Annotated in this window: 13 protein-coding genes and 1 pseudogene; 9 read left to right on the top strand and 5 right to left on the bottom strand. The window is 31.5% G+C overall.

Annotated features, from left to right (window positions below; translation table 11 throughout):
• Nucleotides 1-117 precede the first annotated feature (117 nt).
• Nucleotides 118-321: pseudogene (locus ACUN28_RS29950) on the bottom strand (DUF3898 domain-containing protein); the annotation flags it as partial.
• On the bottom strand, nt 275-778 hold the full coding sequence (locus ACUN28_RS29945) for an Arm DNA-binding domain-containing protein (protein ID WP_445423520.1): 504 nt from the start codon (nt 776-778) through the stop codon (nt 275-277). The pseudogene ACUN28_RS29950 and the gene ACUN28_RS29945, both read right to left, overlap by 47 nt.
• Before the next feature lie 187 nt (nt 779-965).
• Between ACUN28_RS29945 and ACUN28_RS29940 the strand changes: the two genes are divergently transcribed.
• From ACUN28_RS29940 to ACUN28_RS29915, 6 genes are all read left to right on the top strand, one after another.
• Nucleotides 966-2,102: a competence protein CoiA family protein gene (locus tag ACUN28_RS29940; protein WP_445423519.1), complete on the top strand. Its 1,137-nt coding sequence runs from the start codon at nt 966-968 to the stop codon at nt 2,100-2,102.
• Between the two features lie 72 nt (nt 2,103-2,174).
• Nucleotides 2,175-2,618 (top strand): hypothetical protein, encoded by a 444-nt coding sequence (locus ACUN28_RS29935; protein ID WP_098952926.1) that lies wholly within the window; start codon nt 2,175-2,177, stop codon nt 2,616-2,618.
• Between the two features lie 34 nt (nt 2,619-2,652).
• Nucleotides 2,653-3,489: a hypothetical protein gene (locus ACUN28_RS29930; RefSeq protein WP_445423518.1), complete on the top strand. Its 837-nt coding sequence runs from the start codon at nt 2,653-2,655 to the stop codon at nt 3,487-3,489.
• Between the two features lie 30 nt (nt 3,490-3,519).
• Nucleotides 3,520-4,056 (top strand): hypothetical protein, encoded by a 537-nt coding sequence (locus ACUN28_RS29925; RefSeq protein WP_445423517.1) that lies wholly within the window; start codon nt 3,520-3,522, stop codon nt 4,054-4,056.
• A 318-nt stretch (nt 4,057-4,374) separates the two neighbouring features.
• Entirely contained in the window at nt 4,375-5,136 is a 762-nt protein-coding gene (locus tag ACUN28_RS29920) for a TRADD-N-associated membrane domain-containing protein (RefSeq protein ID WP_139893383.1), read from the top strand.
• Nucleotides 5,137-5,231: 95 nt separating this feature from the next.
• Nucleotides 5,232-5,591, top strand: a complete 360-nt coding sequence (locus tag ACUN28_RS29915) for a hypothetical protein (protein ID WP_445423516.1) — start codon at nt 5,232-5,234, stop codon at nt 5,589-5,591.
• 286 nt (nt 5,592-5,877) lie between these two features.
• Here the strand turns inward: ACUN28_RS29915 and ACUN28_RS29910 are convergent, their stop codons facing one another.
• A complete protein-coding gene (locus ACUN28_RS29910) occupies nt 5,878-6,459 on the bottom strand; it encodes a hypothetical protein (protein WP_445423515.1) in 582 nt (193 codons plus the stop codon).
• 378 nt (nt 6,460-6,837) lie between these two features.
• Between ACUN28_RS29910 and ACUN28_RS29905 the strand changes: the two genes are divergently transcribed.
• On the top strand, nt 6,838-8,673 hold the full coding sequence (locus ACUN28_RS29905; RefSeq protein ID WP_445423514.1) for a hypothetical protein: 1,836 nt from the start codon (nt 6,838-6,840) through the stop codon (nt 8,671-8,673).
• A gap of 417 nt (nt 8,674-9,090) precedes the next feature.
• On the opposite strand, the gene ACUN28_RS29900 is transcribed toward ACUN28_RS29905, so the two are convergent.
• Nucleotides 9,091-10,275 (bottom strand): hypothetical protein, encoded by a 1,185-nt coding sequence (locus ACUN28_RS29900; protein WP_445423513.1) that lies wholly within the window; start codon nt 10,273-10,275, stop codon nt 9,091-9,093.
• Nucleotides 10,276-10,755: 480 nt separating this feature from the next.
• Between ACUN28_RS29900 and ACUN28_RS29895 the strand changes: the two genes are divergently transcribed.
• Together ACUN28_RS29895 and ACUN28_RS29890 are read left to right on the top strand one after the other, a co-directional pair.
• Nucleotides 10,756-11,115: a GIY-YIG nuclease family protein gene (locus ACUN28_RS29895; RefSeq protein WP_445423512.1), complete on the top strand. Its 360-nt coding sequence runs from the start codon at nt 10,756-10,758 to the stop codon at nt 11,113-11,115.
• Nucleotides 11,116-11,604 carry an NUMOD3 domain-containing DNA-binding protein gene (locus ACUN28_RS29890; RefSeq protein WP_445423511.1) on the top strand — a complete coding sequence of 163 codons (489 nt, stop codon included), beginning with the start codon at nt 11,116-11,118 and terminating at the stop codon, nt 11,602-11,604. It abuts the gene before it with no gap.
• A gap of 156 nt (nt 11,605-11,760) precedes the next feature.
• Here ACUN28_RS29890 and ACUN28_RS29885 read toward each other — a convergent pair whose 3' ends face one another.
• Nucleotides 11,761-12,402 (bottom strand): tyrosine-type recombinase/integrase, encoded by a 642-nt coding sequence (locus tag ACUN28_RS29885; protein WP_445423510.1) that lies wholly within the window; start codon nt 12,400-12,402, stop codon nt 11,761-11,763.
• Nucleotides 12,403-12,419: the final 17 nt, after the last annotated feature.

Raw genomic sequence — 12,419 nt, 5'->3', positions numbered from 1 at the left:
ATCTAATGAAAATACTGTAATCACAAGTTTTTTAATAAACACGAGCGGTCACATTTTGGTCACTAAAACGTTCGAAATCATAAATTTTATTTAATCCCACTTGATTCATTACTCAAATCACGACTTCCTTGCAATCCGTTCTACTACCTTCTCTAACTCATCAGGTTTCAAAAACTCAATAAGGGAGAACCCTTTTTCAAACGTAAGCGAATCCGCCTCAATCATCAGTACATATTTATCATTAACCTTTGCAATATGTATTAAGTCTCCGAAATCAGCAAGCAGAGCCTTCACAGAGATATGATCTGCTTTTAGCTTTAATTAATTTCATTGTTTTAGCTTTCTTTAATGACGAGCTTACTATTCGAAATACTAAATGAATAGTGTGAGGTGAGTAAGCTGTTTCATTTACTAGGTTATTTACAAACTTTTGAATATGAATAGGTTCAATTTTTTGTAATTGAAAATGTCCAAATCTTGGTTTTATAATGTTCTCACAGTAGATGGAGTGAATTTCATAGGTTGACTTCTGGAGATAAATCCGTCTTTCTTCAAACCATTCATCGAGATATTTAGAGTAGGATATCTGTGTTAAGTCGAGAAACTCATCATTTAACATTTCAGCCTGAACTTTAATTAGTACATTTTCTGCTTCTTTTTCAGTCTTAAATCCACGTCTTTTTATTTGTCTTCTTTTTCCTGTAAATGGGTCTTTTCCTAAATCAAAAGAAAAATACCAAGTGCTTCTTTTTTTATCTTTTAATACGCTACCTTTCATAATTAAAACCCCCAATAGGTTCTAACAATTGAAATAATAGCTTCCATAACTTGTATTTGAATACTTCGCCCCCTTTTTGTATAGGGATATGCAAGAGTATAGAAAGTTAGAAAAAGAAATATATGTTATTATTTATAGTGAGATAATAATATGTAAATTCAATTTTATAGAAAGGGAGTGCGTCTGGGTGAGTGTAAAACTTAACTTCGCCTTGTGTGGAACAAATATCGTACATATTGAAGATAGACTATATAAAAATATTAAATATAGGTGTCCACACTGTCATGAAGACGTAATTTTTAAAAAAGGGAATAAAAGAGAACACCACTTTAGTCATAAACCTGGAAACGATTGTACTATATCTCGTGAAACCCTCTTACATTTCGAAGCGAAACATTTTCTTGTTAATAAGATAAATAAAGAAGAAGACATAAAGCTTAAAATTGATTTAAGTTATTTTAAAAAGAAATACAAAGAATTTTTAAGGGCCATTAATATAGATTCTTACGAGATATCATTATTAGATATATTGAAGTTTTACAAAAAGAGTTTTGCTAAAGTTGAGCAATGGGTAGGGGATTCTATAGCCGACGTTGTAGTTAAAGACGAATATGACGATTTTCAACCATTTGTAATAGAGGTTTATGTAACACATGCAAACGAAGATGTGAAAGTTCAATATTTTGATGAAGAAGATATACCGTTTATAGAAGTAATTCCAACCAGAAAGAACAGTGAATTCATATTCGAGGTATCTGATGCCTCTATTTCTAAGTATATTGATTATATATCTTCAAAAATTTCATCGTCTGCAGCTGATATTAGTTATAATATCTTTAAAGATGAATTGATTGATATAGCTAGAGAAGACTTAACAGATGAAATATTGCTTCAATATAAACAACAAGCAATCTCTGAGGTTGAGGAATCAATAAAGAATATAAATTACCGTTACTATATTAATGGAGACATTTATAAAAAAATGAATAGTGTTGAAGCTAGATCCTATATGAGTATTGAATCTAGCCGAGAAGAACTATTTGATATATCTTATAAAAGTTCTTCTCAATCTAAAGATAAATACTTGATGGTAAATGACCGTTATTTCTTATCTAACGAACAAAATTTATTATATTCATTAATATACGAAATACAGGAACATTACCAGGTTGAAGCTATTGTGGGTGGTTGGGAACATACCAAAAAGAAAAAAGTAATAGGTTTTAATATATTAATGCCTAATAGTAAAATTGTAGTAGAAGAAATGAATAGAATACTAAATGATATGTTATCTACAATCAAAAGAGGCTGGATAAAAAATTAATTTTATACATCGGATGAAGTTACATATATAATATAGGAAACTCGTTTTATTCTATTTAAAGGAGTAGTTTTAATGTTAGACATCATTCAATTTGATAACAGCCTTAAAGAAACCCTGGTAAGTAATTCGTTATTGCCACTTGATTCAAATTCACTATGGCGTTGTTTCGAAATCACTTTTAAATATAATGAGAATGAAAAGTATACGAAAGGCCTACCATTAAGAAGAAAAATCAATGAATCTGTCCCTAAAGATAAGCGAGGATTATATGTATTTGTCGATCTTACTGCGGAGGAAGCTTTGTATGTAGGTGAAGGTTGGATACGCGATAGATTGCATAGACATATTAAAAAGCTATACCTTTTAGAAAAAAAGACTAGCAGAGAGTTCTTCAAATCAATTCAAGGTGATGTTCGAATATATTGGACTGAATGCGTAGGCTATCATAGAAGAATCGCAATTGAAGGCGCTCTTCAATGCGTGCTCAAACCTCGTTACAGGCGTGACGACCATTAAATAAAAACTATATTTTATACAAAGGGGTAATATCGTGAATATAGAAGAGAAGAAAAAGTGGATCGCAGAAAAATACAAAGAAGAAAACATGAAACTTCTTAAATCTGATATATTTGCTGATCTAATTAAATTATTTAGCGATCTTGGCAAACAGTACTCTCAATTATTAAAAGAAGCATTAAAACCTTTGCAAAATATAGATTTGCAAGGTCTCGAAAAAGAATGGAAAGAAGCAGCAGAATCATTAGCTCGAAAAGGCTGGACTATTCCAATGAATATGGATATTGAAGAAATATTTGAGCTATCACAAATTGAGGACAAGGCGGTAATAGACTCTTCATTTCAGACTTTTTATTCAAAAGAAAAAGAATTTCAATTTATAAAAACAAATATACTTGAACATGAATTAATTAACGGCTGGAAAGAACTTCTTGAACAATGCTTTGAAAATTACGAAAAAGGTAATTACTTAATCGTAATTCCTAATCTATTCATTATCATTGAAAATATTTCTAATATTCTTATTTCACCGAGATATCAAAAATACTTAAATCATAATAAAAGAATTTCTTTAAGGACTAAATACAAGAAGGTACAACAAGATATTGACAGCAATAGCGTATATATCATTTTTTATGTTTCTGTGGCAGAGTTTTTAAGTGAAGCATTTGCATTTGGTGATTTCGATAATAATCCAATTCGTTTACCAATGATAAACCGAGATTGGGTATTGCACGGACGTGATGATCCGAAGAATTGGAAACAAGTAGATACTTTAAGGTTGTTTAACGCATTACAAACTATCGTAGAATTGGATTTCTTACTGAAAGATCTAGAAAAAGAAGCAGCTGATGTAGAGTTGGTTAAATAATAATTATTTTTTATACAAAGGGGTACAGATATGGACTTTATGAAATTATGGTTTGATCAACTGGATTCCTATATTGAAAGCAATATAAATAAATTCACTTGTAACGACTATTCTCAATTTTATAAGTCTTTTTTAAGAATCCACAAAGAAAGATGTGGGACTTCTGAAAACCTTACTGGAATTAGTGAATATCTTGCTAATAGGATGTTTTTATATTTAATAGAAAATAAGGAAGGCTTTTCTATTAAGCCACAAGTTCGAGTAGATGGGATAGAAAGCTATAATATACCTGATTTGGTAATTTATAAAAATAACGATATCCAAGTAGTAGTCTCAATGAAAGCTGTCAATAAGATGAGCAATTCAGCTATAAAGGAAGATTTAAAACGAATTGATAATATTAGAGTAAATAATTTTAATTCAATTATGCTAAATTTTCTTACCCATAGCTCTACCAATGAAAAAACTATGTATAAATATCAAAGAGAGAATCATAAGTTACTATTCTTGGAACACAACAATAATAGCTTGATTGAAGAAGTAAATAATTTTCTGTTTTGCAGTTAAATAACAGGGATGATTATTTTCGCTAAAGTAGAATTACTATCAAAAAAAGAAGGAAGAGCAGAAGGTTATGTGTAGCGGTATATCGGCTTCTAATGTCTCCAAGTGTACGAGCGTGGGCAGCTAGGAATCTGTGATATTGAGTGTCGAACTGAGAACTTCCAAGAAGCCATAGACAAGGGTTATAGGGACAAGAATAAGAACGCTATGATTAAAGACTATTGGAGTCCTTACAATATTAAAGGCTATTGGCAAAATAGACAATAAGGGTGGATATTGTAAATTAATTAAAAATACTAGCAAAAGAGACGGTGTAGGTTCATGATTAATTTTAAGTTTGTCGATGGAGTCTTTATAGAGTTAATGGAATTGCTAACCAACAGCTTAAGAAGTAGAAAGAGACTTAGAATTTTTGTACTAATAGCATCATTAGTACTTCTTGTAGGTATTGTTATTGCAATTTTATTTTACAGAGAATATTTTGAAGACTATCAAGTTGCAATTGGTATCTTTGCATCTATATTTTTAGCAATCATATTAATACCAGCTTCAATATTAGCTTTTTCTAAAAATCCCATTGATTTTAAAAATCCGTTTGATGTTGAATTAGAGAAACTTTCTGTGGAAAGAGAAAAGTTAAAAGAAAAAGTCCAAGACAAGGATTCCGAAGTGGAAAACAACGTATTTAATACGATACAATTAAATCTTAATCAGACTACGGAATATTATACTATAAACAAGAGTCAAGCAAGACAAAGCTTTAGAGCAAGTATGATTGCAATAATTGCAGGACTAATAACAATTTTGATTGGCATATGGTTTATGTATTTCAAAGGAAATGTTACAGCGTCTACCATATCTATCGTATCATCAGTTCTACTTGAGGTAATAGGTGGAATGTATTTTTATGTTTATAAAAAGAGCTTAGAACAATTAAACTTTTTTTACGAAAAACTAGAAAAAACGCAAGATACTATGGTGGCAATCGAACTAACAAATAGCATAAATGATGAAGCTAAAAAAATAGAGTTACAAGAAAAAATAATTGTTAATTTAATAGAAAGAAGTAGCAACGCTAAATAAAAGAGCAATTATTTATAATAAGACTCAGATTTTTTTATGAATAATTGCTCTTTGAATTGAGTGAAATAAGAGTTTTATCTAAAGGAGTGGAAGCAATGACAAGTCCAACAGTGAATTTAAATATCAAAGATGTTGAAGTAGATATGAGTGTAGATGGTGCTTTTGGGAATGAGAATGGAACTTCACTAATGAAGATAACTACAATAGAAGAACATTCTCTTTGTCTATACTTTTTCATTAATATAAAAAACAATGCTATTGGAGCAGTAAATGCCCATACAATCAGAGATATTTGTCCTTGTTGTAAAGTAAAGATATTGCAGTGTGAAGTGCTAAATAAATCAGAAAACAAGAAAAAAGTTTTACAAGATGCATATGCTTGGATGATAAAAGCAGAAAAATATCGTCTGCAATTATCATTAGGTAATTATGGAAACTTAAATGTGATAGGGTAAAATTCTCATTTTACCTTAAAGGAGGGGGAGTATGATAGTACTAATTAATAACAACACATATTAATGTCTATCTAGTGGAGAGGTAAGCTGGTCTTTTACTTCTACTGGAGAAACAAGTTTATGTCTTTGTTGTGCAGTAGAAGAACTGAAAGGTGAATTAATTTATTGATATAATTCAGATTTTTAAATGGAGATCTTATAAGGAAGAGAATGTATGAATACATGAATGTTAAATAACCTTCTTCCTAATAAGTATTATGACGTTGTTTTTATAGTATGTATTATTTTACTTTATATCGCGTAAAGGTAGGTAGGTAAACTCTAAAGGTTCTTTTGAGAGTGCAAATATTGCCTGTTCATATCTATCATGCCAATATTTGCGCTTTTCTTCCATTTTGCTTTTTATAATTTCCCATGTATCTTCTGCGTTTAAACCTCTTGGATCAAGGAAGTATTTTTCCTTTGATTCCTCATATCTCTCCTTGTTCCACAAGAAATCTAATTGTTTTGCCAAAACAGGTGCTAGCACTAAGCTCGATATGTTTTTAATGGATTCATAATTATATTCATGGAAAAGCAAATATCTAACCTCTCTAAATTCATATACCTCTTTTGAAATATTATGATACAATCGCTGATTTTTACAGTTTATGCAGATGGAACTGTAAATTTCATTATCATATTTCACTAATTCTATTGAATAATGTATTTTATAACGATTGCCTATAAAATTTGTATCTTCTAAAAAATGAATAAAAGAATTAGCGTGTTTAGCTACTTTTATCGCATTAATAATTTCTTCCTTTACAACATCAATAAGAATGTTTCCCTTGTTTTCTTCTGTTCCTGAAACTTTAGTACGGAACATAAATACTACTTCATTTAAAACAGTATTACCATAATCTATTTTTAAAAAATCGTATCAATACTCATCGTTTAAATTTAAATGATTGTTATGATCTAAATCATTATACATTCTACGAGTTTTGTAAAATATATCTAGCGTGTAAAATATTAACATGTTACCATTTTGATTAAAGGGCGTTTTTTAATTTTGTTCCGCAATCGGGCCAGATTGTTGAATAACATTTATCAAGATAAATTACATATTTACCATATAATATTACATAAAATATCCAATTAAGGTTATAAATGGAATTCGATAGTTGAAGCAGATGAAAATGGTAATATTAAGAAAGGCCTTTTGAATGAAAAGATATTTTGTGAAAGAAAGGGGAAAACTTAATTGCTTGATCACCTAAAAAATTATGCAATTTATAGTTATGAAAGACTTAGACTTTTACAACCACATATACAAACAACTGGCATATTCAGGGTAGGAAATAAGTATATTATCCACTGTGAAAATCCAGGTTTAACCGCAATCGAGGGAAATGGAAAAAGTATAAAAGATGTATTTAATAATGAAATAAGAGTTGCAGGTTGTCCAGTAACAATATCAAATGTAATACCTAATAATGCATCTAGAATTAATGAACGATCATATACCGAAATAATAAATTTAAAAGGTAATCCATTTAATATATTCGATTTAAATAAACAATTGTCTTTGTTATTATCTAGGGAATTTCCTTTGTTTTGGTTAGATTTTAATAACAATAATCAAACTTTGGATGTAAAAATAAAGAGGGAACTGTCAAAAGAAGAACAAGTTAGATTTGAACTATCGTTACACAAGTTAATAGGTGATAATGCAAAAATTAATTATATTTTCGAACAATCTTTAAATGTCCAGATAAAAGAAAGTAAACATGACCCCTTTTCCATCTCTGTGAGTAGGTTCTCAAATCAAAATTTTTCTAAAGACCTAATGGAAAAGTGGGAATCAGATGAGCAGATTTGGTCAGATAATAAAGAGATATTGTTTACTGACACGGAAAATGATAAAACTCAGTCTAATCAAAGAGAAGAAAAAACAAGTTGTCTAATCAACGGTCAAATGGCTACTGCCGAGAATATTAGAAACTATTTAACATTATTTGATAAGCTACAAATTATATTGCCTATTGAATCAATGTACTTAGACTTTATTAATTCTTTAGGAGTTACAGAAGAAGAATTAATAAAGTTAATTGAACTAGGGAAGGTAAAGCTTATACTACCACATTCAATTTTTAGATACAAAACAGATTTACTTGAAAAAGCTGTTGCGATAGACCCTTCTTCTATTATGCTTTCAAGAGAATTGGCTTGTAAGACTATTACAGATTTGAAAATAAGGAACCCTCTTTTATTTGTTCCAAATAGTCTAGAAGAAAAGCAAGCTATATTACAGGAATTGCTATCTCTTGCATCGAGAATGAATGGTGAAGGAGTTTGGTTAAACGGTTTGGTAAAAGAATTATCTAACTCCTGGAGTTCAATGCATGAGTTATTATCTGTTAGGGGGGCGCTTGCCACGTTTAATGTGGGATTAGGACCATTTATAAGTAGTATGATTAAAAACATATCTGGTAAAGATTATTTTATTGAGATTATGCAAGCATCCAATTCAATTGAATGGGCAGCTGCAACTGGGGCAGTATTATGTCCAACAGGTCCGTTAACGTTTAATGAAGAGAATTTGGCATATTTATATTCAGGTGTAAAACAAGACTGGGAACTAGAGATTGAAACTACTCCTAATATTGCGACAGGGAAATTACTAACAATTGCCCAGCATGTGCCTGTGATTGATTTAGCTCAAACGTTTACAGGTAATGAAGTAAGAAGGTTTAGAGCATTGATAGGTAATCTAACGCATAACAAAACAGCCCAAGAGATTGATGTTATTGTGAGTAATTTTAATGAAAGTGTTAAACAGTATGAACGAAACAAAAGAAGATTAGATTCTTGGGATGTGAAGGGTGTAGGTTTGGACTTAACACAAGAAATTGCCAATACAGCTATTCCTTTTTCTGGGTTTATAACCAAACAAATCGGGAGAGTGATTGAGAAAACTGGTGAGCGTTACGAATCAGTTGGAAAAGTTGTAGATAAAGTACAATCTAAATTAAGCCGGACATCACCAAATATCGTATTAGTCAGCAGAATGAGAGATAAGGTTAAAGATTTATTGTAAATGTATCTGATAGACACGTTATTGGTAGAAATTTTTATAATCGAAACAGCTAAAATTTATCAGTTTAAAATATGCTTTTTTCCACAATCGGGCGCGTTTGTGGAGTAACAAAAAAGGTCTAATTTCCTAATTCTAATGCTGGAAAATTGGACTTTTTTATATTTACCCAGAGTGCAAAATAGCACTTAAAACAATTGCCAATTATCTCCCAAAGCGACATGTTGAAATTATCACTTTGATAAAAGAGTGTCAAAACCTTTAAGTTATGACGCTTAAAGTGTAAAAAAAAGACCGTCTATTGACAGTCCTGTTCTTGAATTAAAACTCCTGCTAGTTGAAGAAGAAATCTCTTTCAATTATTTATTTGAGTGTTCTATACACCTGTTAAAAAACAGACATTTAACTATGTTATTTGCATTAATGTAGATTATTCTCGTAATAATCAGACAGCTTGTCGTAAGCTTGGTCGATAGCCTTGTAGTGTTCATGAGCCCTTTGTGTTGCTTCAGAATAGATGTCCGGATCTTCACGCTTGTTAATGTCACATCTTAATCTCAATTCACCTGACTGACCGTTTGGACGATATGCCCATAGATAACCAGTAAATTCTTTTATCTCATTTATTAACCCTTCGTATATATAATATGATTGTTTTTCGTCAAAGTCCTGTAACCCTTTTTGACTTTCTTGATCTACAAAATTTATTAGATCCTTTTTATCATTTGTTTCAATTATATAAAGTGATGGATTATTTCCATACCCTGTTGCATCCTTAATAATATCAATAATTCGTTCTCTTTTAATGTGATCAAGAAGTACCTCGTATTGCAAACGATCTCGGCTCTTAGAGCTATTTTTGTTCTCAATTAGATTTTCTTCGGTCATTATCTTTTTCAAAGATTCTCTAGTAAAGGTGTTTTGGCCTTTTCTCAATAAATTGTTATAAATTGATTCATAGGGATTTTGTCTTTGAGTTGTATCTAGACGCTTTAAACCAGCTGCAGAAAGAGAATCATTAAAGTGGTCATAAGTTTGATCATAATTTTTTATTGAAACCAAACGAAAAGCCTTAAATATTACCTTAAGTTCTTCATCACCAACTTTTAAATGTTGTTTCAAGCAATCCCTCAACTGGAACATTTGGGATGTTTTTGTTTTACCTTCAAACAATTTTTCTAAATTAAATTGTCCATTTGTATTCACTAATTTGTACAGTCTATCTTCCGGATTAATTACCGATGGACTTAAAAAATAAAAACGACTGTTGTTCTCTTTTTGTGAAGCTACAGCTTTTTTTAGTCTCTGTAATATCGAATGTTTTGAAGCATTTACGAAAGCTGGATCAATTAAATTGTCCATTGTTATTAGTTTCGGGTGGGTATGAAATTTGACTTGAAAATAATCAAATTTTATTTTAGGTGTATTACTGTCACCATCAATTTCTGTTTCATATTCAACCTTAACATCGTCAAATGACCGTTTATCATTAGCCTCAAAAGATACTTCCTTAATATTCTCTTTTGGAATTAATAGTTTACAAGATTTTATCCAAAAGATTAATGTTTGATAAGTAAAACCTTGTATTATTGGACCTACTGCCATCTTTTTCACCTCTAAGCAATTACTGTTATTGAACTTCGTTTTATAGTTTGAGTAGATTATTTTACAATCTGGTACTGGATTTGTTTGTAAGTACTTCTTTATTATGTATACCATATTAACCCTTGAATTTAAATGATTTTTTAAATTTACTGTATCCTATAAGTAATATGGAAATGAAAATTTAGTTACCTCTTATTCCACTAAACCACCTTGTTAGTTGAAAAAGGAATTCTTCCACAACTCTTAAGCTATGAAACAGATGGTTCATCGTCTACAACTATATCAATTCAGTTGAGTACGTATAACTTTCACTACGTATCAGCACGAGGGGGCCACCCTATCACAAGAGAAGGTCCGAATGTTACATCGGATTACGCCAAACGGCGGACGAACGTGGAAATAAAAACTCGAAGTTTCAATTATCATTAAATGGACCATAATGGGGGTGAGGAAGGTTAGTTTTTTGGGGGAGTGGTTCTTATGCAATATATTTATGCTATTAGAAACAAAATCGATGAGAAATTTTATGTAGGAAGAACAGTCAATCTTAGAATACGGTGGAATACTCACATACAACTACTAAAGTCTAATAAACACCATATCATTCATCTGCAACGTACTTTGAATAAACATGGAGAAGAGTCTTTTGAGTTCAATCTTATTGACATTATAGATACTGGAAATAAGTATGAGGATTTACAACTCGCTGTAGAAATGGAGCAATTGTTTATTGATCAGTATAAACCCAACAAAATTTTGTATAATCGCTCTTGGTCATCTAAGACAGAAAATTTAAGAGGAGATCAACACCATTTCTATGGAAAACCGCCAAGTGGATAGATGTCTGAAGAAGCGAATAAACAGCGTATTGAGAAACTGAAGGGTCAGACAGGTGAAAAGAATCCATTTTATAATAGAAAGCATACACCAGAAGTAATACAGCATCTTCGAGAAAAATGCGCAAATTATGGTGAAGCGAATGGTATACTCGGGAAGAATCATACTGAAGAGTACAAACGGCTGAAGAGTGAGATGATGAAGGGGCGTTATGACGGCGAAAAGAACCCCTGCTATGGTAAAACGCACTCAGAAGAAACGCGACGTATTATCTCGAAAAAGAACGAAGGGAAGCTGAAAGGTGTTCCTAAGTCTGAAGAACAGAAGCTTAAGATGAGAGCAAGTTCACTCAACAGTAAACATATAAGTATAAATGATGTAAAGTATCCAAGCTTGATGGAGGCAGTACGTACATTAGGAAAAACAAAGAAAACTTTACGTGATAGGCTCAAATCAGATAAGTATCCGACGTACTATTATCTTAGTATATAAATCTCTAAAGACTATCAGAAGTATTTAACCTCACAGTTATATTGATTAACAAATCGGGATAATCTGAGGCTCTATTGTTGTATAATACATTGTGAATATGCTTACGGTTATGCCAACCATCTATATAAAATAAAAAACGCCATCTGAAGATGACGCCTAACGTAATATCCTTTGCTCCTTGTTCAGCTTCCCAATCACGGCATTCAACGGAGAAAATTTATCATGCTGATTAATTAACGCCTGCTTAGATAAATGCGTATACCGCATCACCATGCGTAGGTCAGCGTGTCCGAGTAACATCTGTAAGTGACGTATATCCCCGCCAGCTTCTAGAAACATCGTAGCACCTGTATGTCTGAACAAGTGGGGATGAACGTTCTTCGTAATTCCAGCTGCCTCAGCGTACTTCTTCAGTCGTCTGCGAATATGATTCCGATTCATCGGTTCACCGTGGTTTGTAACAAAGACGTGATCCGTTTCAAACTCTTCATTCTCCTTTATCAAATCTTTCAGTAAGTTTGCTGTCGTATTTTTAATCGGGACAATACGTGCTTTACGACTTTTGGCAACAGATGCACGAACTGTAATAACTTTGGTAGAGAAATCAATATCATTGCTGGTAAGCGATAGTGCTTCGCTAATAGGCAAAAATGTGTCTAATAAGAGATTCATAATAACGTAATCTCGAAAATCACTGTAGTTTCGTTTATTTGGTGTATTTAGTAATCTTCGTAATTCATCAACTGTAAGCACGACGATTTCTTCTTGCGGTTCATTTACGTCTTTCACTTGCTTCATTGGATTACCCTCAATCA

The organism is Bacillus sp. WC2507 (genome assembly GCF_052656125.1).
This window is presented reverse-complemented; position numbering and strand designations above follow the sequence as displayed.

Coding starts and splice junctions, on each gene's coding strand:
- ACUN28_RS29945 (WP_445423520.1), bottom strand. CDS start 778: ATGAAAGGTAGCGTATTAAAAGATAAAAAAAGAAGCACTTGGTATTTT.
- ACUN28_RS29935 (WP_098952926.1), top strand. CDS start 2,175: ATGTTAGACATCATTCAATTTGATAACAGCCTTAAAGAAACCCTGGTA.
- ACUN28_RS29925 (WP_445423517.1), top strand. CDS start 3,520: ATGGACTTTATGAAATTATGGTTTGATCAACTGGATTCCTATATTGAA.
- ACUN28_RS29920 (WP_139893383.1), top strand. CDS start 4,375: ATGATTAATTTTAAGTTTGTCGATGGAGTCTTTATAGAGTTAATGGAA.
- ACUN28_RS29915 (WP_445423516.1), top strand. CDS start 5,232: ATGACAAGTCCAACAGTGAATTTAAATATCAAAGATGTTGAAGTAGAT.
- ACUN28_RS29910 (WP_445423515.1), bottom strand. CDS start 6,459: ATGTTCCGTACTAAAGTTTCAGGAACAGAAGAAAACAAGGGAAACATT.
- ACUN28_RS29900 (WP_445423513.1), bottom strand. CDS start 10,275: ATGGCAGTAGGTCCAATAATACAAGGTTTTACTTATCAAACATTAATC.
- ACUN28_RS29895 (WP_445423512.1), top strand. CDS start 10,756: ATGCAATATATTTATGCTATTAGAAACAAAATCGATGAGAAATTTTAT.
- ACUN28_RS29890 (WP_445423511.1), top strand. CDS start 11,116: ATGTCTGAAGAAGCGAATAAACAGCGTATTGAGAAACTGAAGGGTCAG.
- ACUN28_RS29885 (WP_445423510.1), bottom strand. CDS start 12,402: ATGAAGCAAGTGAAAGACGTAAATGAACCGCAAGAAGAAATCGTCGTG.